Consider the following 22490-nt stretch of genomic DNA (forward strand, 5'->3'; position numbering starts at 1 on the left):
TCATCCACTTGTTATAGTAGAATGCAAACATGTTGTTCCGGGTGGACGTGGCGGCGGCCGAGCCGCTGGCCGATCAGATCGCCGCACAGGTGCGCGGCGGCATCCTGCGCGGGGAGCTCGATCCCGGCGACCGTCTGCCCTCGGCCCGCGAGCTCGCCGACGTGCTCGACGTCAACCTGCACACCGTGCTGCGGGCCTATGCCAAGTTGCGCGACGAGGAGCTGATCGAGCTGCGGCGCGGCCGCGGCGCGGTGATCCGGGGCGATGCCGACGCGGCCCGGTTGCGGCTCGTCGAGCTGGCCCGGCAGTTCGTCGGGGAGGCCCGCCGGCAGGGCCTGGCCGATGCCGAGATGCTCGCGATAGTGAAGGAGGCACAGCCATGAACCGACCGAGGACAGTGGTGGCGATCGCCCTCATCTGGCTGCCCGTGGTGGCCACCGCGGCGTCGTGGGCCGCCTGGTCCGACCGGCTGCCCGCGCGGATGGCGACGCACTGGAGCGGCACCGGCCCGGCCGACGGCTTCAGCTCGACCGGCGCTTTCGGGACGGCGATGCTGATCGTCGGCGTCGTCGCCGGGGTGGCCGGCATCCTGGCCGCAGTGCGGGCCGGCGGCACCGTGGGCCTGCGTTATCTGCTGGGTCTGGCCGCGGCGATGGCCGGCAGCGCGACCGGGCTCTGGGCAGCCACCGCGACCGCGACGCTCGACAATCCGGCCGACCCGCGGCTCGGCTGGCGCCTCGTGTTTTTCGTGGCCGGCCTCGCCTGGGGTGCCATCGTCGTCCTGGTGGCGGGCTCGTCGCCGGTGACCACGCCGCCACCGCCACCGGCGGTCACCCCGCTCGACCTGGGGCCGACCGAGCGGGCCGCCTACCACACCACGCTGCGCTCCCCACTGATCATCACCGCCACCGCGGCGGCCGCCGTGGTGATCGCGGTCGTCGCGGCCACCGGTCAGAGCGCGCTGTGGGCCCTGCTGGTCGTGCCCGTGCTGGCGAGCGTGCTGTTCGGCCAGGTGCGGGTCACCGCCGACCGGCGCGGTCTGCGACTGACCGCCGGACTGGTCGGCCTGAAGTTCCGGACGATCCCGCTGTCCGGCATCGCCGGCGCCGAGGTGGCCGAGATCGAGCCCTTGGAGTGGGGCGGCTGGGGATATCGGGTGACCCCCGGCCGGGCCGCCCTGGTGCTGCGCCGCGGGCCCGGCCTGGTGCTCCACCTGACCGACGGTCGCCGCTTCGCCGTCACCCTGGACGACCCCGGCACCCCGGCCGCCCTGCTCACCGCCCTGCGGGCCCGCGCCCGAGGCTGAGCCGGGCTCAGTGGCGGTGGCGCAACATCGGGACCAGCATGGCCGGAAACATCAGCAGGTGGCCGACGGTCATCAGGGCGCCGCCGTCGATCAGGTCCATCCAGTACGGGATGAGCAGCACGACGAAGGGCGCGGACATCCACCCGCACATCTCACCGATGTGGAGCCACGGGTGTCGGCGGATCCGCATCCACAGGGCCATGCCGATCGACATGTTCGTGGCCATCACCATGGCGTGCGCGTCGGGATGGGCGTGCAGGCCGGGTAACGCCATCGACCACAGGGGAGCGAGGGCGAACATGCCGGCGAACATGGCCACCACCATCTCGAGATAGTGGCCGGCGAAGCGCAGTCGGGAACGGGTGTGGGCTGTCGTGGTCGTCATGTGCTGATCGTCGCGGCGGCCGGGTCACGGGCGCAGGTGCCGGAGGTCATGCCCGGGGTCACTCGCGCAGCAGGCCCAGCTCGCGGGCCCGCAGCGCGGCCTGGGTGCGGTCGCGGACGCCCAGCTTGCCGAGGATCGTGGTGACGTGGTTCTTGACCGTGCCCTCGGCCAGGAAGAGCGCGCCGGCGATCTCCCGGTTGCTGCGGCCCCGGGCCACCAGCCGCAGCACCGCCCGCTCGCGCTCGGACAGGGGCACCTCCGGCTCGCGGACGGGGAGGTCGGGCAGCTGGGCGATGCGGGCCACCACCTTGGCCGCCACCGAGGGCTGCAGCACCGACTCGCCGCGGGCGGCGGCCCGCACGGCTTCGACCAGCCGCTCCGACGACACGTCCTTGAGCAGGTAGCCGACCGCGCCCGCCCGCAGCGCGGCGAACACGTCGGCGTCGTCGTCGAAGGTGGTCAGCGCGATGACCCGGACGGCCGGGTGCTCGTCGCGCAGCCGCCGGGTGGCGGCCACGCCGTCGAGCACGGGCATGCGCAGGTCCATGAGCACGACGTCGGGGGCCAGCTCGGCGGCCCGGCGCACCGCCTCGTCGCCGTTGCCCGCCTCGCCGGCGACCTCCAGATCGGCGTACGCGGACAGCAGCACCCCCAAGGCCTCGCGGAACAGGGCCTGGTCGTCGACGATCAGCACCCGGACGGGGCTCATCCCGGCAACTCCATCCGCAGCGTCGCGCCGCCGGGAGCCGAGTCGAGTGTCAGCCGGCCGCCCAGCTGGGTCGCCCGCTCGCGCAGCCCGAGCAGACCGAACCCGCCGTCCGCGGAACCGGTCAGGCCGGCGCCGTCATCGCGCACCTCCAGGCGTACGCCGGGCCGGGAGTAGTCGAGGACGAGTTCGGCCTTCGTCGCGTGCGCGTGCTTGCGCACGTTGGTCAGGCCCTCCTGCGCGGCGCGGAACAACGACTCCTCGGCCTCGGCGGGCAGCGGCCGGCGCTCGCCGCGGACCTCCAGCCCGGTCGGCACCCCGGCCGTCTCGGTGAGGGCCCGCAGCGCTTCGGGCAACGGCACCGGGGGCCGCGGCTCGCGCAGAGCGCCGACCGACCGCCGTACCTCCTGCAGGGCTTCCTCGGCCTGATGCTGAGCCTTGCTCAGCATCTCGTCGGCGCGGTCGGGCCGGGCCGCCAGGACGGCCCGGGCCGCCTTGATCTGCATCTGCACCACGGTCAGCGCGTGCCCGAGGCCGTCGTGGATGTCACGCGCGACCCGGTTGCGCTCCTCGAGGACGGCGAGCGCCTCCACCCGGAGCTGGGCTCGCGCCAGAGCGGTGCGGGCGTCGCGCTCGCGCATCAGCAGCTTGGTGACGACCGCCGCGAACGCCCCCACCGCCAGCAGGCTGAGCCCCTCGCGGATGCCCTCGGCCGGCGCCATGCCGGTGTGGAGGAACGGCAGCAGCACCACGACGACCACCACCGCCGTGAGGGGCAGCAACAGCGTGGTCTGGATGACCAGCACCACCAGCATGAGCGTCGCGCCGACCGAGGCGGCCGAGATCACGAAGACCGCGAACCCCAGCAGGAACAGGACGGCGATGTACGCGTACGGGAAACGCCGTCGACCCCGGCCCTCGACCCGGGCGAAACCGAGCGTGGCGGCCACCGTGAACAGAAGACCGGGCAGCAGGGCGAGCCCGTCACGGTGGCCGCCGGCCACGTCGACCAGCAGCGTCAGGAACGCCGCGACAGTCAGCGCGGCCATCGCCGGTTTCACGCCCCCACTGTCCCGGCAACCCCACCTGTGGGTCAAAGTCCGGCGCGCGGGCGGCCGGCGCACCGATCATCCGTTCGTCCGTCGCGCGGGTGACGGGGGCCGGTTTACCCTGTGGCCCGGGCCGCGCCGCGATCTTTCTCATCCGCGGCGGTGATGAGCCGATGGGATCGATGTGGAGAGGACACCTGGCGCACGGGCGGGGACGGTTCCGTCGTTCCGTCTGACGCGAAGCCTCGGCGTGGTGGTGGGTGCCCTCATCATCGCCGGGTTGTGGTTCTGCGTCGGTCTGGTGCGGCAGACACCGTCGCTGCTGGGCTGGATCCCGGTCGTGATCGCGGTGGGGACCGCGGCGGCCGTCTCGTGGCGGGCCTCGCATCAGGGGCGGAGCTACTGGCGGTACGCCTCGATCGGCATCGTGCTGATCGGGGTGGGCGGAGTGTCCAACGCCCATGACTACCTCACCGGCGTCCAGCAGGGGCAGCACGTCAGCGGCTTCACGGCGGCGATCTACGTGAGCGGCCTGGCCGTGTTCTTCATGGGGCTGTTGCGCATTCCCGGTGCGCGGCGCTCGGGCATCGAGTGGGCCCGGTTCGGCCTCGACATCGCCACCGTGATCGTCACCGTGCTCACCTTCACCTGGCACCTGGCCTTCCCGCGCTGGGAGAGCTGGCTCGGTGGTGGCTTCGCCGACTCGACCACGGTGATCATCGTGCTGTCGGCCGGCCTGATCTGCGTTTTCGCCTTCGTCAAGGTGGCCTTCACCGGCACCGGCCCGATCGACCGGCGCGCCCTGCACCTGCTGGCGCTGACCGGCGCGGTCGGGGCCGGCGGTGGGGCGTTCGCGCCGTTGCTGGCCGACCGGCCCTACCTGAACACCGCGCACGTGCTGCTGCCGGCCTGCTGCCTGTGTCTCAGCCTGGCCGCCGACCGCCAGCTCCGGGCCACCCAGGTCGGTCACCCCCTGCCGCGCCCGCCCATGCAGCGGCTGAGCCTCATGCCGTACGCCGCGGTGCTGGCCACCGGTGCGCTGCTCCTCTGGACCGCGGTCGAGGACAGCGCCGACCTCGTAGCCATCGCGATCGGCTCGGTCACCGTCACGCTGCTGGTGGCCACCCGGCAGCTGGTCGCCCTGCGCGACAACGCCCGCCTGCTCGGCGACCTGGACGCCCGGCAGCGCGAACTGGTGCACCAGGCCGGGCACGACGCGCTCACCGGGCTGGCCAACCGGACCGTGCTCACCCGGGAGATCACCGCCGCGCTGGCCGACGACCCGGCCGGCGTCACGGTCGCGCTGATCGACCTGGACGACTTCAAGGCCATCAACGACGACCTGGGCCACGCCGTGGGCGACGAGCTGCTCTCGGCGGTCGCGGCGACGATCACGGCCCAGCTCGGCCCGGGCAGCGTCGCGGCCCGGCTGGGCGGCGACGAGTACGCGCTTCTGCTGTGCGGCGACGCGGCCGGTGCCCTGGCCGCGATCGCCTCCCGGCTGCGCCGCCCGGTGCGCGCGGGCGGTCACGAGCTCGTCGTCGAGGCGAGCATCGGCCTGGCCCCGGCCCGCGACGGCGACACCGCCGACGAGTTGCTGCGCCGCGCCGACGTGGCGATGTACGAGGCCAAGGGCCAGGGCAAGGGGCGGCTGGTCACCTACGCCACCGCGATGGACCAGCGCACCGCCGAGCAGTCCCGGCTCGCCGCCGACCTGCGCACCGCTCTCGACACCGACCAGCTGCACCTCGTGTATCAGCCGATCGTCACGATGCCGGACGGTGAGCTGTTCGGCGTCGAGGCCCTGATCCGCTGGCGGCACCCCGAGCGCGGCCCGATCGGCCCCGCCGTGTTCATCCCGGCCGCCGAGCGGACCGGCCTGATCGTGCCGCTGGGGGCCTGGATCCTCGAGGAGGCCTGCCGGCAGGCCGTGCGCTGGCGGGAAGAACTGGGCGCCGCCGCACCGCGTACCGTCACCGTCAACGTGTCGGCCCGCCAGCTGCGCGAGGCCGGCTTCGCCGACGAGGTGGCCGCCGTCCTGTGCCGCACCGGTCTGCCGCCGGACGTGCTCACGGTCGAGGTCACCGAGACCGCGGTGTTCGACGGCGGCACGGCGCTGAGCGAGCTGCGGGCGATCGCCGCCCTGGGCGTGAAGATCGCCCTGGACGACTTCGGCACCGGCCACTCGTCGCTGGGCCTGCTGCGCACCTGCCCGGCCGACATCCTCAAGGTCGACAAGTCGTTCGTCGACGACGTCACCGACGGCGGCCCGCAGGCGGTCGTGGTGGCCGCGCTGATCGGGATCTGCGAAGGGCTGGGGCTGCGCGCGGTGGCCGAGGGCGTCGAGACGGCCGAGCAGGCGGCCGAGCTGCAGCGTCTGGGCTACCGCTACGCGCAGGGCTTCTACTACGGCCGCCCGATGCCCCCGGCCGCCGTCGCCGGCTTCCAGCCGGCCGCGGCCGGGCGCCGGATCGCCGCCTAGATTTGGATCGACGGCCTGATCTGCAGCGAGTTGATCAAGACGTGCGGTGGCCGGCTCACGATATGCAGGATCGCGGCGGCGACGTCCGCACCGTCGAGGTTGCGCTGCCCGGCCATCACGCCCTCGAGCGTGGCCTGCCGCCCGGCGTCGCCGATGCTCGCGAACAGCTCGGTGTCGGTATACCCGGGCTCGACGACGCTCACCCGGATCCCAGCGGTGGTCAGCTCCTTGCGCAGCGCGTCCGAGAAGGCGTACACGCCGAACTTGGTCGCGTTGTAGACGGCCGCGCCCGGGTGGGTCTCGCGCCCGCCGATCGACGAGATGGTGACGACGTCCTTGCGGTCGCCCTCCAGGTGCGGCAACGCCGCGTGCGTGACGAGCATGAGCCCGAGCAAGTTGGTGTCGAGGGCGCGCCGCCAGGAGCCGGTGTCGGCGCCGAGCACCGGGCCGAGCGGCATGATGCCGGCCGCATTGACGATCAGGTCGAGCCCGCCGAACTCCCCGGCGGCCGCGTCGACGGCGGCCCGGATCGAGGATTCGTCGGTGACGTCCAGCGACAGGTTCAGGTCGCCGCGGAGCGGGCCGGTGCGGCGGGCCGCGGCGGCCACCTGGGCCCCGGCGTCCCGCAGGGCCCGCACAGTGGCGGCGCCGATTCCGGAGGAGGCGCCCGTGACCAGGGCGCGTCGGTTCTTCAGTTCCATGCCTCCCAGGCTGGGTCCGGGCGGCCGATTTCCCCAGGCCCGGTGAATCCTGGGGGTCACAGGGCCAGTTTCTGCCCCCGGCGCCGCCTACCGTGGGGGGATGGCCGGAGATCTCGGGGAGTTCCTGCGGGCGCGGCGCGGACTGATCGGTCCGGTCGCGGCCGGGCTCATCGCGGGCGGGCGTCGGCACGTGCGCGGTCTGCGCCGCGAGGAGCTGGCCCTGCTCGCGGGCATCAGCGTCGACTATTACGTGCGTCTCGAACAGGGCCGCGACCGCAACCCGTCGCCCGAGGTGATCGCGGCGCTGGCCCGCGTGCTGCAACTGGACGACGACGCCACCACCCACCTGCACCGGCTGGCCGTCTCGTCGGTACCGGTCTCGTCGCCGGAAACCATGGTGCGCTCCTCGGTGGCGCGGATCGTCGACACGTCATCGTGGCCGACGGTGCTGCTGGACCACACGATGACTGTGCTGCGCGCCAACGAGCTCGCGGGCCTGCTCAACCCCGGACTGGCCGAGGGGCGCAACCTGGTGCGCGACGCCTTCCTCAGTCCGGCCGCCGCTGCCCGGCACTTCGAGGTGGCGGCCATGCGGGCCGATTGCGTGGCGGCGCTGCGCTCGGCGGCCGGGATCTTTCCCGGCGATCCCGCGCTGCAGCGGCTCGTCGGCGACCTCTCGGTGCACAGCCACGAGTTCAGGGAGCTGTGGGCGCGGGCGGACGTCACCTACTGCCGTACCGGGCGAAAGGTTTTCGACCACCCGGCTGTGGGCCGGATCCGCCTGGACTACGAGACCCTTGACGTAGGTGACGCGAGTGGCCAGCGGCTCCTGATTTACTCGGCCGAGCCGGGCACAGCCGACGGGGACAAGCTGGCCCTGATTCCACCGGGTCGGACACTTGACGGGCGGGGAGCAGAACTTCGGTCTGGCGAATAAAAAGATCTCGATGTCTTGACTAAAGCTTCCGTTCTCCGAGGATGGGGCGATGGGCCTCTTCCACCGAGTTGTCCTCGCGTCCGTCGCTGCCGTCGCTGTCGTGTTCGCTGTGCCGTCACCGGCGTCCGCGCACGGCACGCTCGCCATGTCGAACCCGGTCAGCGGGGCGACCGTGAGCGCGCCGGTCATGAGCGTGGAGCTGTTCTTCACCGAGAAGGTGCCGGACAACGCGTACTTCACCGTCACCGCACCGGGCGGCGGCCGGGTCGACAACGGGTGGGAGCACGCCAGTCCGCGGCCGCTGGACAAGCCGGTCACCGAGTACTTCATGGAGGGTGGCAAGTTCGAGCCGCGGCAGTACACGACCGGTTTCCCGGCCCGGGTGCGCATCGCCCACCTGCCGGCGACGGGGGAGTACAAGGTCGACTATCTGTCGAAGGCCTCGGACGGGGACTCCGTGCACGGGACGGTGACCTTCAAATACACCGGACCTGCCACGGCGGCGCCCGCGGGCTGGGTGCCGCCGGCCAATCAGGCCGACGCGGCGCTCACCGGTGCCGCACCGGCCGTCAGTCCGGCCCCTGCGCCCGCCTCGGCCGCGCCTGAGGACGGCGGCACCAACTGGGTCGGGTGGCTGGGCGGGGTGGCCGCCTCGCTGGTCGTGGTGGCCGGTCTGGTGGCCTGGCGCCGTCGTACGCCCCGCACCGCCGGCTCGCCACGCGGGCCGGTCCCCGTGGTGCCGATCGCGGTGGGCGCGGTCGTCGTGGCCCTCATCGGCGGCTACGCGCTCGGCCGGGCCACCGCCGTGCAGCCGGCCTCGGCACCACCGCCCGCGGCCCCGCCCGTCGCCCCGGCCGCGGCCGGTCATCAGCACAACGGCGGCGCCACCACGGTCGAGGCGCTCGGCACGACCGTCAGCTCGGGCGGCTACACCCTGCAGCCCGTGCGGCGCTCCCAGCCCGTCGGCCGCACCGTCGACTACGCCTTCCGCATCGTCGGCGCCGACCGTCAACCGGCCACCCGCTTCGCCGTCGTGCACGACAAGCCGCTGCACCTGGTCGTCGCCGGCCGCGACCTCGGCGGCTTCCAGCACCTGCACCCCACGATGTCGCCCGACGGCCTGTGGTCGGTGCCGCTGACCCTGCCCCGCGCGGGCGCCTACCGCGTCTTCGCCGACTTCACCGTGGCCACCGCCGACGGCGCCCCGACTCCGCTCGTCCTCGGAGCCGACCATCTTGTGCCCGGCGCGGCACCCGGGGCCGCCCTGCCGTCGCCCGCCGCCCGGGCCGAGGCCGGCCCGTTCGACGTCACCATGGAGGGCACCCCGAAAACCGGCGCCACCGTCCCGCTCAGCTTCCGGGTCGCGCGGTCCGGTGCGCCCGGCCCGGCGACGCTCGAGCGCTACCTGGGCTCCTACGGTCACCTGGTCGTTCTGCGGGAGGGCGACCTCGGCTACGTCCACGTGCACCCCGATCCCGAGCTGGTCGACGGCGCGATCCGGTTCAACGTCTCGATGCCGGGCGCCGGCCGGTACCGCGCGTTCCTCGAGTTCCAGGTCGGCGGGCAGGTCGACCGGGCCGAGTTCACATTGGATCTGACCTGACGGCGGCGGCCAGCCGCGGATCGGCCGGCAGTGAGACGTGGTTGGCCGCGACGCGCTCGCTGGTCAGCCGGGGCACCAGAGCCGCCGCCCGGGCCAGCGCGCCGTCGCTGAGGAAGGCCGCGGCCCCGTCGTGCGCGCCGTGGCTTGCGGCCAGCAGGTGCACGGGCACGGTCATTTCCCGTACGGCCGCCAGCGTGGCCGGACCGGCCAGGGTGTCCACCGCGTCGGCGACCAGGCGCCGCCGGTCGAGCCGGGCCCGCCCGTTCCCGTCGAGCAGATAGCCGGCCCACTCCCGCACCGCCGGCCGCAGATCGGGCCGCCCGCGCACCGCTTTGCCCTCGACCGCCTCGACGAAGGCCTCCGGGCTGGGCCACCGCCGCCGCAGCAGCAGCCCCTGAGCCGTGAAGATCGCCCGCACCACCGGCCGCCGCAGCAGGGGCGACGGGTCGGGTGGCACACCCCCGTCGGCCAGCACCACCCGGCGCACCCGGTCACCGAGCCGGGCCGCGACCAGGGGCGCCAGGAACGCCCCCATCGAGTGCCCCACCACGGTCAGGTCGGTCAGTCCCAGCTCGCCGGCCAGGGCCACCACCGCCTCGGCATGCCCCGCCAGCCCCGCGCCGGCCCGCACCGCGAGCGAGCCGCCGCGCCCCGGAAGGTCCGGTGCCACCACCCGGATGCCGGGCAGCGCGGCGGCGAGCAGCGACCAGTTCTCCGACGTGCTGGTCAGCCCGTGCAGGGCGAGCACGACCGGCACCGCGCCCGGATGCCACTCGGCACAGGTCAGGCCGGCCACCGTCCGCCGGGCGGCGGGCTCACTCATCCGGGATTGATCCGGTCCGGACAGGGTCAATGGGTCCGGTCCACGGCGGCGGTGGCCAGGTCGATGAGGGCGGATCGGACGTAGGCGGGCAGCGGTGCCGACTCCAGCGCGGTCAGGCCGGCCTCAGCCCGTACCCGGATCATCTGCTCGATCTGATCCAGGGCTCCGGTCTCGACGATGATGGCGCGCAACTCCTCGGCCCCGGCGGCGTCCAGGTCGGGGTTGCCGAACAGGTCGGCCAGCCGCGCCGCCTGGACGCGCGAGGCGGCGCCGCGGGCCAGCGCCATCATCACCGTCGGTTTGCCCTCGCGCAGGTCGTCCAGGGTGGACTTGCCGGTCACCGTCGGGTCGCCGAAGACGCCCAGCACGTCGTCGCGCAGCTGAAAGGCGTCGCCCAGCGGGTCGCCGAAGTCGGTGAAGGCCGTGTACAACGCCCGCGGCGCGCCGGCCAGCCAGGCCCCGATCTGCAGCGGCCGGGTCACCGTGTAACGGGCCGCCTTCATCCGGATCACGGTCAGCGCGCTCGCCACCGAGCCGTCGCCCACCCCGGACACCAGGTCGAGATACTGCCCGGCGATCACCTCGGTGCGCATCAGGGCGAACGCCGCGTACCCCTGGTGGATCTGCCTCGGCGGCAGGCCGCACTCGTGGAACATCTGCTCGGCCCAGGCCGCGCACAGGTCGCCGCAGAGCAGGGCCGTGTTGCGCCCGAAGGCCAGCGAGTCACCGCGCCACGAGTGCCGGTGGTGCACCGTGGCGAAGAACCGGTGCATCGACGGCTGACCCCGGCGCCGGTCGCTGCCGTCGATGATGTCGTCGTGGATGAGCGCGAACGCGTGGAACAACTCCAGCGCCGCCGCCGCGTTGATGACTTCGTCGCAGTCCTCGCCCCCGCCGCCCCGCCAGCCCCAGTAGCAGAAGGTCGGCCGCAGCCGCTTGCCGCCGGCCAGCACGAACCGGCGCAGGCTGTCGAGCGCGCCTCGCGGGGCGCCGTCGGGCCAGGCCGGATCCTGCCGGTCGATGAACGACGCGAGCGCGGTGTCGAAGCGCTGCCGCAGCTCGGCCGCGGCCGGGGGCCGGGTCGCCTCGAGGGTCATGACAGTCCCGCCAGGCCGAGGAGCAGGCCCTTGACCTCGGTGGCCTCGACCCGTTCGCGGGCGGCGGAAGGCTCGGAGCACAGCAGCACCGGACCGTCCGCCGGGTCGTCCGGCAACCGGCCGTGCGAGCCGCGGATGGCCCGGGCCCCCGCGTCCAGCCCGACCGGATTCATCACGTAGCGCAGCCCCAGCTTCTTGCGGGCCACGGCCGTGACCGCCCGGCGTTTGGCCGCGCCCGGGCCGGCCGGGTCGAAGAGCAGCTCGGCCGGGTCGTACCCGGGTTTGCGATGGATCTCGACCGACCGCGCGAAGTCGGGTGCGCGCGCGTCGTCGAGCCAGTAGTAGTAGGTGAACCAGGCGTCCGGATCGGCCACCAGCACGAGCTCCCCGGCTCGGTCGTGGTTGAGGCCGTACTCGGTCTTGCCGGTCTCGTCGAGCACCTCGGCCACGCCCGGCAGCGCCGCGCACACCTTGGCCACCGCGGCCACGTCGCCCGGGTCGCGGACGTACACGTGCGCCACCTGGTGGTCGGCCACGGCGAAGGCGCGGGACACCCACGGGTCGAGATACTCCATGCCGTCCTGGGTGTAGACCTCGAGCAGACCCTCGGCCCGCAGCATCCGGTTGACGTCCACCGGCTTGCTGACGTCGGTGATCCCGTACTCGGAGAGCGCGACGACGGTCGTGTCGGGAAGGGAGAGCAACGGCGCCAGCACCTCGTCGAGCGCCGCGGCCGCCGCGGCCGCCTGAGGCGACGACGGCCCGAACCGCTGGAGGTCGTAGTCCAGGTGCGGGATGTAGACCAGCGTCAGGTCCGGCTTGCGCGACGACTGCAGGTGCAGCGCCGCGTTGACGATCCACTGCGACGACGGCATCCCGGCCGCCGGGCCCCAATAGGTGAACAGCGGGAACGGCGGCAGCTCGTCGTGCAGCTCCGGCGGGTAGGTGTAGCAGTCGGGATCCTTGCGGCCGTCGGCCCGATAGATGGGCCGCGGCGTGATGGTCCAGTCGACCCGCGCCCCCATCGCATACCACCAGCAGACGTTGGCCACGGTGTAGCCGGGGTTGGCCTTGCGGGCGGCGTCCCAGATCTTCTCGCCGCCGACCAGCGCGTTGTGCTGCCGCCAGAGGAAGACCTCGCCGAGCTCGCGGAAATACCAGCCGTTGCCGACGATCCCGTGCCCGGACGGCAGCTCGCCGGTCAGGAAGGTCGACTGCGCGGAACACGTCACGGCGGGCAGCACAGTCCCCAGCGGCGCCTGGAAGCCGCGGTCGGCCAGGGTCCGCAGGCGGGGCATGTGCTCGAGGAGCCGCGGGGTGAGCCCCACGACGTCGAGGACCAGGAGCCGGGTCATCGCGCGATCACCTCCGCCGCCAGCAGGTCGCGGGCGAAGGCGAGCTCGGCCGCGATGCCGTCCACCAGCCCGGCCGCGTCGGCCGGGCGCTGCGTCTCGGGCAGGACCCCCCAGGTGTACGTCTCGACGTCGTAGTGCTCGCAGTCGGTGCGGGTCAGCAGCTCGTGCACCGCCTGCCGCAGCACCGGAACGGTCGACGTCAGCGGTGGTTCGGGCAAGGCGTGCAGCGGGACGTGGTAATGGATGCGCCACGGCCCGGGCAGCGACTCGGCCAGTGCGGCGTCCAGGTCGTCGGTCGCCCCGCCCAGCGAGGAGCGCGTCTGATGCAGGAAACGCGGTTCCACGTACGCCTGAAGGACGTCGGACGCGGTGAGCGGGTCATCCGCCTGGAGCGCCGCCGACACCTGCACCTTGACCACCGGCACCCCGGCCCGGGCCAGCCGGTCGAGCGCCTCCGCCGGCTGCTCCCACGCGCAGGCCAGGTGGGCCAGGTCGAGGCAGACGCCCAGCCAGCGGGTGTCCACATCGGTCAGCAGCCAGGCCGCTTGTGTCGTGTTCTCGATGACGCAGCCGGGCTCGGGCTCGAAGCCGACCCGGATGGTGCGCCCGGTCTCGCCGGCGATCCGCTCCAGGCCCCGGGCGAGCTCGTCCAGATGCCCGCGGGCGGCCGACTCGTGCGCGGAGTCCCACGGTGTGCGCCAGGCCAGCGGCAGTGTCGAGATCGACCCGTACGTCGCGGTGGCCGGCATCAGATCGCTGAGCACCGTGGCCAGGTCGAGCGTGTAGTCCAGCCGGTCCCGCGACGTCCAGTCGGGGTAGTAGACCGCGTGTTTCACCACTGGCGCCTGGAATGCCTCGTAGGGGAAGCCGTTGAGGGTGACCACCTCGAGCCCGCGGGTGTCGAGCTCGTGCCGCAATCGCCTCCGCAGCGCCGGATCCTGGGCCAGGGCGGCTGCCACCGGCGCCGCCAGCCACAGCCCGAGCCCCAGCACCTCGGAGCCGAGCCGCCGCCGGATCGGCTCGGCGTACGTGTCGAGCTGGTCGATGATGCCGGCCAGGTCCTCGGCCGGGTGCACGTTGGTGCAGTAGCTCAGGTGCATCAGCTGCCTCCGCGCAGGATCGAGTTGCCGGCGAACGTGACGTCCGGGTCCGGGGCGTCCGAGAGGTCCAACCGGCCCGACTGGCTGTAGAACTCCACCGGGTTGCGCCACAGCACCCGGTCGACGTCGTCCTTGTCGAAGCCGCCGGCCAGCATGGCCTCGGCGGTCCGCAGGGTCAGCAACGGATCCGACTTGCCCCAGTCGGCCGCCGAGTTGACCAGCACCCGCTCGGGGCCGTATTCGCGCAGGATCGCCACCATGCGGCCGGGCGACATCTTGGTGTCGGGATAGATCGAGAAGCCGGTCCACACGCCGGCGTCCCGGGCCATACCGATGGTGACCTCGTTGAGGTGGTCGAGCAGCACCCGGCCCGGGTCGATGCCCGACTCCTTGACCACGTCGAGACTGCGCTGGGTGCCGCGGGCCTTGTCGCGGTGCGGGGTGTGCACCATCGCCGGCAGCTCGTGGTCGAGGGCCAGGGCCAGCTGGGCCGCGAAGACCTCGTCCTCGGCCGGCGTCATCGAGTCGTACCCGATCTCGCCGACCGCCACCACGCCGTCCTTGGCCAGATAGCGGGGCAGCAGATCGAGCACCGGCCGGCAGCGCGGATCGTTGGCCTCCTTGGGGTTCAGCGCGATCGTGGCGTGGTGCCGGATGCCGAACTGCGCGGCCCGGAACGGCTCCCAGCCGATCAGCGAGTCGAAGTAGTCGGTGAACGAGCCGGGGTTGGTGCGGGGCTGCCCGAGCCAGAACGCCGGCTCGACGACAGCTCGCACCCCGGCCTCGGCCATCTGCCGGTAGTCGTCGGTGGTGCGCGACGTCATGTGGATGTGCGGGTCGAAGATGCGCATCAGGCCTCCTGGGGAGAAAGCGAGTCGAGCAGGGCGAGCGCGTCGGGCGGCATGTCCCGGCCGGCGGCCTGGCGTTCGAGGGCGAAGGCGCGGAGCATCGCGCCCAGCTCGGGGTCGGCGCGCTCGGACAACCGGTGCACCAGATGCAGGGGCACACCCATGAAGACGCACTTGAGCACGGCCTGGCGCCACGCCTGCCGGCCGAGCCGGTCCGCGTACGGGCCCAGGGCCGCCGCCACCAGCCGGGTGTCGTTGGTGCGCAACGCGTCCTCGAGCAGCGGCACCCCCTCGTCGCCGATCGGCAGCAGCGGCAACGCCTTGAGCACGGCCAGCTTCTCGGCCGTGTCCCCGTAGCGGTAGATGTCCTGGATCTCCGACGGCGGCACCGCGGCCAGCATCAGCGCCCGCGCCGCCTCGTCGGCCGTCCAGCCCTCGGTGAGCGGCTCGCGCCCGTAACGCCGCCCCGCCGCGGGGAACAGCGCCGGGACGTCGGCCGGCTGGAAGTCCTCGGCCGGCAGGAAGGTTCGTAGCTCGTCCAGAGTGGTCACGATCGGTCTCCTGCCTCTTTGGCCGCGTTGCGCAGGAAGTCCAGCGATTGCGCGGCGATGGCCGGCGCCGCGTGCGGGTGCCGGGGCAGCTCGACCGAGACGAGACCGTCGTAGCAGGCGTCCAGCGCGGCCAGCACCGGCGGGAAGTCGATCTCGCCGGTGCCGAACTCGAGGTGCTCGTGCACGCCCCGCCGCATGTCGTCGATCTGCACGTTGACGAGATGGCCGGCCACCGCGGTCACGCAGTCGGCGACCGGCAGCGGTTCCAGGCACCGGCAGTGTCCGATGTCGAGGGTGATGCCGAAGTTGGCCGGCTCGCCCACGTCGTGATGGAGTCGCCGCCAGTCCGCGATGTCGTTGACCAGCATGCCCGGTTCCGGCTCGAAGCCCAGCGTGACCTCGTGCGCCGCGGCGAACTCGACGATCTGCCGGGTGCCGTCGACCAGCCGCCCCCACGACTGTGACGGCCCGATCCCGGCCCAGAACGAGACCGCCTCGGCCCCCAGGTCGGCGCCGACCCGCACGGCCCGGCGCAGATATTCCAGGCGCGGTGCCGGGTCGTCGTCCATCAGCGTGGGCCGGTGCTTGCGCCGGGGGTCGAGCAGATAGCGGGCACCGGTCTCGATGACCACGGCCAGACCGCGCCGCTGCAGCTCGGTGGCCACCTCGGCGGTGCGACGGGCCAGGTCGGCGCCGAACGGGTCCAGGTGCATGGTGTCGAGGGTGAGCGCGACGCCGTCGTAGCCCAGGTCGGCCAGGACGGCGAACACCTCGGTCAGCCGGTGGTTGGTGAAGCCGTTCGTCCCGTAACCGAATCTCATGTCGGCGACACCTTCCGGGCCAGGAGCCGGGCGAGCGGGGCGATCGCCGCGATGCCGATGCCGTACGCGGGGGAGCCGGCCCGGGCGGTCAGGGCCCCCTGAAGGGCGGGCAGCTCGGTGATGCCGGCGCCGACGGCGGCCCGGATCCGCAGGGCGGACGGGTCGGCCGCCGCCCGCAGCTGGGCCCGGCCGTATCCGGCCAGGTACCAGGCGGCCAGCGCCCCGGTGGCGGCGGATCCGGCGCGTCGTCCCGTCGCCGCGGTCGCGGCCAGACCGACCGTGCCGGCCAGCGTGGTCAACGGAAGAGCGGCAGTCGCCCCCGACACCTCGTGCCGCGACAGCGCGGTGACCGTATAGGTGTGGGCCGCCACGGTCAGCGCCGCGGGCACCGCTCGTCCGACCTCACCCCCGGTCGCGCCGAGCAGCACGTCGAGGCCCCGGCACGCCGCCATCATCGCCGGCCCGGCCGGGGTGTTCTTGGCCCACGTGTCATAGGCCCAGACCGCGGCGGCCAGTGGCACCGCCACCGCCAGCGCGCGCCGTCCCCCGCTCACCGCGGCCAGCCCCACCCCGGCCGCCGTCAACCCGGCCGCGGTCAGCAGAGCCTGCCCGGCCCGGACCCGTCCGGACGGAATGGGCCGCTCCGGCCTCTCCCGGGCGTCGAGCTCACGATCGGCCCAGTCGTTGGCCGCCATCCCACCCCAGTAGAGGCACACCGACGCCGCCACCAGCCCCGGCGTCGACCGCCGGAGCCCACCGCCCGCGGCCGCGCCGGCCACCGTGTCACCGGGCACCGACAACGCGGCCGGCGCCCGCACCAGCTCGGCCAGGTCACGCAGGCGCATGGAGACCCCGCACGAAGGCGACCAGCGCGGCCCACTGGTCGGGCAGCGCGTGCGGCACCTCGCCGATCGGATCCTTGAAGAAGAAGGCCAGCTCGAGCAGCGGTCCGCCGCGCCCGGCGGCGTGCGCGGCCGCGGTCAGCCGGGCCAGGTCGAGCACGAGCGGCGCGGCCAGGGCCGAGTCGCAGCCGTGCCAGGAGAACTCCATCCGCATCCGGGTGCCCAGGAAGCCGCTGAACGTGATGAGGTCCCACGCGGTCTTGAAGTCGCCGATGTCGTCGACGTACTCGATGTGGCTGCTGCCCTCGGGCTGGTAACCGAGCGTCTCGGCCAGCACCCGCTGCTTGCTGCCGGCCTTGGCGGCGTTCGCCGCCGGGTCGGCCAGGTTGGCGCCGTCACCGCCACCCAGCAGGTTCGTGCCCGACCAGGTGCGGACCCGGAGGTGCCGCATCGCGAACATGGGCGCCAGGACCGATTTGACGAGCGTCTCGCCGGTCTTGCCGTCGTGCCCGGCGTAGGGCAGGCCGTGGAGCGCGGCCAGCTCCCGCAGCGCGGGCAGGCGCGAGCCGGTCGACGGGGTGAAGTCCACGAAGGAGCAGTTGGCCGAGAAGGCGGCGTAGGCGTAGAGCGAGCTCGGCGGCAGGACGGGGGTGTGCGCCATGGCCTCCCGCAGGGCGGCCAGGCTCTCGTGCGCGGGATGGGGGGTGACGACCGGTTCGGTGGAGGAGACGTTGATGACCACGACGCGTTCGAGACCGCGCCGGCGGCGGAAGTCGTCGATGTCCTGGGCGATCAGCCGGGCCGCCTCGAGCTGGTTGCCGGCGGTGGGCACCGGCCGGAGCTCACGCTGCAGCTCGGCCAGCCGATCGGCGACGGCCGCGGCCGGCCGGCCCGGCAGCACCCCCGCGGCGACCAGGCTCTCGACCTTCTTGTCCAGGGTGAGGTCGCTGATGTCGTGGCCACCGAATTCCAGATCGGCCAGGCCGGGCAGCGCCGGGCCGGCCAGTTCGGGCAGTTCGGTGACGCAGCCGAGTGGTTCGGCGAGCCCGGCGCGCAACGCCAGGGCGCCCACCATGCTCGTCACCGCCACCGATCCGCGTGCTCCGATCAGCCATACGCCGGTCGTCGTCATCAGGTCCTCCTTGTTGCTGTGGTGCGGGCCGGGACCGTGTGGGCCCCGGCCCGCCGACTCTCAGTTGCCGTAGACCTCGAAGGTGAAGAGCGAATAGCCCCACTGCGTGGCCCGGGTGGTGCCGAGGACGCGCACGTAGCGGGCCTGCGAGTTCAACCCGGTCAGGTCATCCTCGCCGCCATTGCCCCCGGTGACCGACCGCGCGGTGGTCCAGGTGGTGCCGTTGGTGGACGTCTGGATCTGGTACGCCGACCCGTAGGCGGCCTCCCAGAGCAGCCGCACCCGGTTGACGTTGTAGGTGGCGCCCAGGTCGACCTGCACCCACTGCGGGTCGCCGAAGGCGCTCGACCAGCGGGTGGTCGCCGAGGCGTCGACCGCGTTGGCGGCCGGGTAGGAAGCGTTCTCCACACTGGACGCGGTGGCCGCCTTGCCGAGGGCCAGGTTGGTGACCGGCGGCTGACCGGTCAGCTCCTTGACCCGGATGTTGCGGAACGCGGCCTGGTCGCCGGCCCCGTGGTTCTGGATGCCGATGTAGCCGTCCAGGTTGCGGGCCGGGTCGGTGTTGGTGAAGTCGTTGACCAGCTTGCCGTTCAGGTAGACCCGGATCCGCTGACCCTCGACGAGCAGCTCGTAGGAGTTCCACTCGCCGGCCGGGTTGAGCGCGGCGTCGCGGGCGGCCACGTCGGCCGACTTGAACGTGTAGATCGCGCCGGTGGTGCGGTCGACCGCGTCGGTGGCGTCGATCTGGACCTCGTAGCCCTGGTTGACGGCCACCCACGGGTCGTTGTTGGGGTTGGGGAAGCCGACGAAGATGCCCGAGTTGCTGTCCCCGGTCAGCCGCCAGTCGGCCTTCAGCGAGTACGACGTGAACTGCTTGGCCGAATACCAGTAGAGGCCCATGCCGCCGGTCGAGCTGAGTGTGGCGTCGGTGTTCGTGAAGCTGCCCGGCCCGGCCTGCGTCCAGCCGGTGGTGCTGCCGTTGTAGAGCGCGGTGTATCCGGTCTCGGGCCGGCAGTCGGCCTTGGCCCGGTTGGCCGCGTAACGGATGCCGCCCAGCAGGTGGCTGCGGAAGTTCGCCTCGGCGTACGAGGCCTGGGTGTGACCGAAGCCGGTGTACCAGGACCGGCCGCTGTCGACCGTCTTGCACCACGAGATCGGGTGGTCGGCGCCCATGTTGCCGCCCGAGTACGTCGACTCGTCCAGCGTGGCCAGCACGGCCGCGCCGCTGCGGGGGTTGGTCCGGTAGTTGTAGAGCTCGTCGGTGCGGGTCCACGACTGGGGCAGGTGGGCGCTGCTCGGGTGGGCCCGGTTCTGGACCCGTGCGGTGACCTGCTGGATCGCCGGGTGCGAGTCGAAGTACGCGCCGACCAGCTGGCCGTAGAAGGGCCAGTCGTACTCGGTGTCGGCCGCCGCGTGCACCCCGGCGTATCCGCCGCCCCCACGCACGTACGACTCGAAAGCCGTCTGCTGGGGGGCGTTGAGCACGTCGCCGGTGGTGTTGAGGAAGACCACGGTCTCGTACTGGGCCAGGTTGGCCGTGGTGAACGCGTTCGCATCCTCGGTCGCGGTGACCGTGAAGTTGTTGGCCGCGCCGAGGTCGCGGATGGTCTGGATGCCGACCGGGATCGCGTCGTGCCGGAAGCCGGCCGTCTTGGAGAAGACCAGGACGTCGTACGGGGCGTCGGCCGCCGAAGCGGGGGACGCCGAGAACGTGCAGGCGGCCAGGGCGACGAGTGTCGCCGCGGCGGCCAGTACCTTGCGCATGAAGCCTCCTGTGACGGGGGTGGTGGGCGCCCGCTTGGGGGAACGGGCGCCCACTCCAGGGGGAAGGTCAGCTGCCGTACACCTCGAAGTTGAAGAGCGAGTAGCCCCAGGCCGTGGCCCGGGTGGTGCCGTTGATCCGCACGTACCGGGCCTGAGCACTCAGCCCGGTGTTGTCGTCCTCGGCACCGTTGCCGCCGGTGACCGACCGGGCGGTGGTCCAGGTCGTGCCGTTGGTGGACGTCTGGATCTGGTAGGCCGAGCCGTAGGCCGCCTCCCACTGCAGGCGGACCCGGTTGACCGTGCGGGTCGCGCCCAGGTCGACCTGGATCCACTGCGGATCCGCGAAGGCGCTCGACCAGCGGGTGGTCGCCGAGGCGTCGACCGCCGCGGACGCCGGGTAGGTGGCGCTCTCGGAACTCGAGGCGGTGGCCGGCTTGTTCAGCGAGAGCAGGCTCTGCGTCGCGCCGGTGGTGAACGCGAAGCTGTCCACGTCGTACAGCGCCCCGGTGCCCGTCCCGGCGAAGGTCAGGAAGAGCGACGTGGTGCCGGCCGGCGCCCCGCTGATCGCCCCGGTGACGGTGACGAACGTGTCCCACGACCCGGTCGGGGCCACGGTGGCCGAGCCGATGACCGTGCCGGTGGCCGATCCGGTCCGCAGCTGCAGCGTGCCGCCGGTGCCGGCCGAGGAGACCCGGGCGGTGAACGACGTCGCGTTGTTCAGCTTGTAGGGGTCGAACTGGATCCAGTCGCCGTTGTTGATGTCGCCGACCGTCTGCCCGCCCTCGGCCGTCGTCTTGGCCATCTTGGCCACGCCGGACGATGTCTTGTAGTGCTCGGCCTGCCGCTTGCGCGGAGCCAGGATGCTCTGGGCGTTGCCGACCAGCCCACCCTTGTCGGTGTAGGTGGCGTCGAAGATCGGGAAGATGTTCGCCGCGTCGTCGTGCTCGCCATCGGTCGGGATGGTGATCGTGCCCGAGCAGCCGGTCTGCGACGTGATCTGGTGACCGTGCTGGTCGTGGCCCAGCACATAGGCCATGGTCACCTTGGCGCAGTCGATCGTGCCGTCCTCGGGGTCGGTGACGGTCACGCTCCACGGGATGCTGTCGCCGAAGGACGTGAGCTGGCCCGCGGCCGGGGCGTTGATGGTGACCTTGGGCGCGGTGTTGCCGACCGTGACGGTCACGCTCGACGAGCCGGTCGCGCCCTGCGGGTCACGGACGGTCAAGGTCGCCGTGTACGAGCCGTTGGCGCTGTACGTCTTGGTCGGGTTGGCCGCCGTCGACGTGGTGCCGTCGCCGAACGCCCACGAGTAGGTCAGCGCTCCGCCCTCGGGATCGCTGCTGCCGGCCGAGGAGAACGTCACGGCCAGCGGGGCCGAGCCGGACGTGGGGGTCGCGGCCGCCTGAGCCGTCGGCGCCCGGTTGCCGCCGGCCACGTAGTCGTAGCGGTACAGCGCCGAGTTGGCGTCGCCGTTGAAGTAGCCGGTGCCGTAGTCGAGGACGTAGAGCGCGCCGTCCGGACCGAACGCCATGTCCATGACCTGCTTGCCGTTCCACGGGAACGTGTCGATCGCGCCCGGCGTGCCGTTGGCGTTGACCACGATCGGCTTGATCCAGCCCCGGCCGAGCTCGCCGGCGAAGAAGTTGCCGTCGAAGACCTGGGGGAACTTCGTGGTGGACGGGTTGCTCGCGCTGTAGCGGTAGACCGGGCCGCCCATCGGCGACTCGGAGCCGCCGCCGAACTCCGGCGGGGTGCCGGCGTCGCCCGCGTAGCGGATCCAGGCCGGCTGGGCCGGCGGCAGGGTGGTCAGGCCGGTGTTGCGGAACGAGTTGTTGGTCGGCCCCCCGGCGCAGTTGTACTTGGGGCCGGTCGCGCTGGTCGCGAAGTTCCACTCGTTGTAGGTCTCGGTGCTGGTGTTCGTGCCGGTGCAGTAGGGCCAGCCGAAGTTGCCGGGCGCGGTGACCCGGTTGAACTCGACCTGGCCGGACGGCCCGCGGGTGGCCGAGGTGGTGCCCGCGTCCGGTCCGTAGTCGCCGACCCAGACGACGCCGGTCGCCTTGTCCACACTGATCCGGAACGGGTTGCGGAAGCCCATGGCGTAGATCTCGGGCTTGGTGCCGGCCGTGCCCGGCGCGAACAGGTTGCCCGACGGGATCGAGTACGTCCCGTTGGCGTTCACCTTGATCCGCAGGAGCTTGCCGCGCAGGTCGTTGGTGTTGCCCGCGCTGCGCTGGGCGTCGTAGACGGGGTTGCGGTCGGTGCGCTCGTCGATCGGGGAGTAGCCGGCCGAGTCGAACGGGTTCGAGTCGTCGCCGGTCGAGATGTAGAGGTTGCCGGCCGCGTCGAAGTCCATGTCGCCGCCCACGTGGCAGCACTGCCCGCGGTCGGTCGGCACGTCCAGCACATTCACCTGGCTGCCCAGGTTGACCGAGAAGTCGGCGTTGAGGGTGAAGCGCGACAGCCGGTTGACGCCGGCCCAGGTGGCCCAGGTCGCCGCCGTACCGGTGGCCGGGGCGTCGCCCGCCGGGGTGCTCAGCGGCGGCGCGTAGAACAGGAAGATCTGCCGGTTGGTGGCGAAGCCGGGATCGACCGCCACGCCCTGCAGGCCCTCCTCGTCGTGCGTGTAGACGGGGATGTTGGCGACCACTGTGGTGTTGCCGGCCGCGTCGGTGCGCCGCAACGTGCCGTTACGCGCGGTGTGCAGCACCGATCGGTCGGGCAGCACGGCCAGGCTCATCGGCTCGCCGGTCTCGGCCACTCCCTTGGCCAGCGTGACCTGCTGAAAATCGGCCGGGTTGATCACCGCGGCGGCCGGCGTGGCCGGACCGGCGGCGACCGAGAGGACGGTCGAGGCGAGAAGAACAGCGGTGCTCATCGCTACTCTTCGATGGATTCGGGTCTGATCGTTCACGTGATCCCTTCCTGACTCGGATGCCAGGCAAGGCGCGTGCCGCCGCGCCGCAGCCGGGGATTGCTGTGGCTCAGGCG

General features: G+C 72.7%; 20 protein-coding genes. 5 read left to right on the plus strand and 15 right to left on the minus strand.

Features of this window, described 5'->3' with window-relative positions:
* The first annotated feature begins 29 nt into the window (after window positions 1-29).
* Window positions 30-383, plus strand: coding sequence for a GntR family transcriptional regulator (locus tag NAG42_RS14415; protein ID WP_250030741.1), 354 nt, complete (start codon window positions 30-32; stop codon window positions 381-383).
* Window positions 380-1306, plus strand: coding sequence for a DUF1648 domain-containing protein (locus NAG42_RS14420; RefSeq protein ID WP_250030742.1), 927 nt, complete (start codon window positions 380-382; stop codon window positions 1304-1306). Before NAG42_RS14415 ends, NAG42_RS14420 begins: the two co-directional genes overlap by 4 nt.
* 7 nt (window positions 1307-1313) lie before the next feature.
* Here NAG42_RS14420 and NAG42_RS14425 read toward each other — a convergent pair whose 3' ends face one another.
* The 3 genes from NAG42_RS14425 to NAG42_RS44885 are packed head-to-tail and all read right to left on the minus strand — an operon-like array spanning window position 1314 to window position 3458.
* A complete protein-coding gene (locus tag NAG42_RS14425; protein ID WP_250030743.1) occupies window positions 1314-1691 on the minus strand; it encodes a hypothetical protein in 378 nt (125 codons plus the stop codon).
* A gap of 58 nt (window positions 1692-1749) precedes the next feature.
* Complete coding sequence (locus NAG42_RS14430) at window positions 1750-2400, minus strand: response regulator (RefSeq protein WP_250030744.1); 651 nt, start codon at window positions 2398-2400, stop codon at window positions 1750-1752.
* Window positions 2397-3458 (minus strand): sensor histidine kinase, encoded by a 1062-nt coding sequence (locus NAG42_RS44885; RefSeq protein ID WP_250030745.1) that lies wholly within the window; start codon window positions 3456-3458, stop codon window positions 2397-2399. Before NAG42_RS44885 ends, NAG42_RS14430 begins: the two co-directional genes overlap by 4 nt.
* 241 nt (window positions 3459-3699) lie before the next feature.
* Here NAG42_RS44885 and NAG42_RS14440 point away from each other — a divergent pair, with 241 nt between their 5' ends.
* A complete protein-coding gene (locus NAG42_RS14440; protein ID WP_250030746.1) occupies window positions 3700-5928 on the plus strand; it encodes a putative bifunctional diguanylate cyclase/phosphodiesterase in 2229 nt (742 codons plus the stop codon).
* Here the strand turns inward: NAG42_RS14440 and NAG42_RS14445 are convergent.
* Window positions 5925-6629, minus strand: a complete 705-nt coding sequence (locus NAG42_RS14445; RefSeq protein WP_250030747.1) for an SDR family oxidoreductase — start codon at window positions 6627-6629, stop codon at window positions 5925-5927. The genes NAG42_RS14440 and NAG42_RS14445 overlap by 4 nt on opposite strands.
* 100 nt (window positions 6630-6729) lie before the next feature.
* Here NAG42_RS14445 and NAG42_RS14450 point away from each other — a divergent pair, with 100 nt between their 5' ends.
* Together NAG42_RS14450 and NAG42_RS14455 are read left to right on the plus strand one after the other, a co-directional pair.
* The gene (locus tag NAG42_RS14450; protein WP_250030748.1) at window positions 6730-7566 is read left to right on the plus strand and encodes a helix-turn-helix domain-containing protein; all 837 of its coding nucleotides are present in this window, start codon (window positions 6730-6732) and stop codon (window positions 7564-7566) included.
* A 49-nt stretch (window positions 7567-7615) separates the two neighbouring features.
* Window positions 7616-9169 carry a copper resistance CopC family protein gene (locus NAG42_RS14455; RefSeq protein WP_250030749.1) on the plus strand — a complete coding sequence of 518 codons (1554 nt, stop codon included), beginning with the start codon at window positions 7616-7618 and terminating at the stop codon, window positions 9167-9169.
* Here NAG42_RS14455 and NAG42_RS14460 read toward each other — a convergent pair.
* From NAG42_RS14460 to NAG42_RS14510, 11 genes are all read right to left on the minus strand, one after another.
* Window positions 9150-9992, minus strand: coding sequence for an alpha/beta fold hydrolase (locus NAG42_RS14460; protein ID WP_250030750.1), 843 nt, complete (start codon window positions 9990-9992; stop codon window positions 9150-9152). The genes NAG42_RS14455 and NAG42_RS14460 overlap by 20 nt on opposite strands.
* Window positions 9993-10018: 26 nt before the next feature.
* On the minus strand, window positions 10019-11089 hold the full coding sequence (locus NAG42_RS14465) for a polyprenyl synthetase family protein (RefSeq protein ID WP_250030751.1): 1071 nt from the start codon (window positions 11087-11089) through the stop codon (window positions 10019-10021).
* Window positions 11086-12444, minus strand: a complete 1359-nt coding sequence (locus NAG42_RS14470) for an alkaline phosphatase family protein (RefSeq protein ID WP_250030752.1) — start codon at window positions 12442-12444, stop codon at window positions 11086-11088. Before NAG42_RS14470 ends, NAG42_RS14465 begins: the two co-directional genes overlap by 4 nt.
* Complete coding sequence (gene eboE, locus NAG42_RS14475) at window positions 12441-13544, minus strand: metabolite traffic protein EboE (protein ID WP_250030753.1); 1104 nt, start codon at window positions 13542-13544, stop codon at window positions 12441-12443. The genes NAG42_RS14470 and eboE overlap by 4 nt, the downstream gene beginning before the upstream one ends.
* Window positions 13544-14395 (minus strand): TatD family hydrolase, encoded by an 852-nt coding sequence (locus NAG42_RS14480; protein WP_250030754.1) that lies wholly within the window; start codon window positions 14393-14395, stop codon window positions 13544-13546. The genes eboE and NAG42_RS14480 overlap by 1 nt, the downstream gene beginning before the upstream one ends.
* A complete protein-coding gene (locus NAG42_RS14485) occupies window positions 14395-14943 on the minus strand; it encodes an EboA domain-containing protein (protein ID WP_438872405.1) in 549 nt (182 codons plus the stop codon). Before NAG42_RS14485 ends, NAG42_RS14480 begins: the two co-directional genes overlap by 1 nt.
* Complete coding sequence (locus NAG42_RS14490) at window positions 14940-15764, minus strand: sugar phosphate isomerase/epimerase family protein (protein ID WP_250030755.1); 825 nt, start codon at window positions 15762-15764, stop codon at window positions 14940-14942. The genes NAG42_RS14485 and NAG42_RS14490 overlap by 4 nt, the downstream gene beginning before the upstream one ends.
* Window positions 15761-16609: an SCO3242 family prenyltransferase gene (locus NAG42_RS14495; protein ID WP_250030756.1), complete on the minus strand. Its 849-nt coding sequence runs from the start codon at window positions 16607-16609 to the stop codon at window positions 15761-15763. The genes NAG42_RS14490 and NAG42_RS14495 overlap by 4 nt, the downstream gene beginning before the upstream one ends.
* A complete protein-coding gene (locus NAG42_RS14500; RefSeq protein WP_250030757.1) occupies window positions 16596-17738 on the minus strand; it encodes an inositol-3-phosphate synthase in 1143 nt (380 codons plus the stop codon). Before NAG42_RS14500 ends, NAG42_RS14495 begins: the two co-directional genes overlap by 14 nt.
* Before the next feature lie 60 nt (window positions 17739-17798).
* Complete coding sequence (locus tag NAG42_RS14505; RefSeq protein ID WP_250030758.1) at window positions 17799-19502, minus strand: ThuA domain-containing protein; 1704 nt, start codon at window positions 19500-19502, stop codon at window positions 17799-17801.
* 67 nt (window positions 19503-19569) lie between these two features.
* Window positions 19570-22377 carry a PQQ-dependent sugar dehydrogenase gene (locus NAG42_RS14510; RefSeq protein WP_250030759.1) on the minus strand — a complete coding sequence of 936 codons (2808 nt, stop codon included), beginning with the start codon at window positions 22375-22377 and terminating at the stop codon, window positions 19570-19572.
* Window positions 22378-22490 lie beyond the last annotated feature (113 nt).

This window comes from Paractinoplanes maris (assembly GCF_023544465.1).
Classification (GTDB): domain Bacteria; phylum Actinomycetota; class Actinomycetes; order Mycobacteriales; family Micromonosporaceae; genus Actinoplanes; species Actinoplanes maris.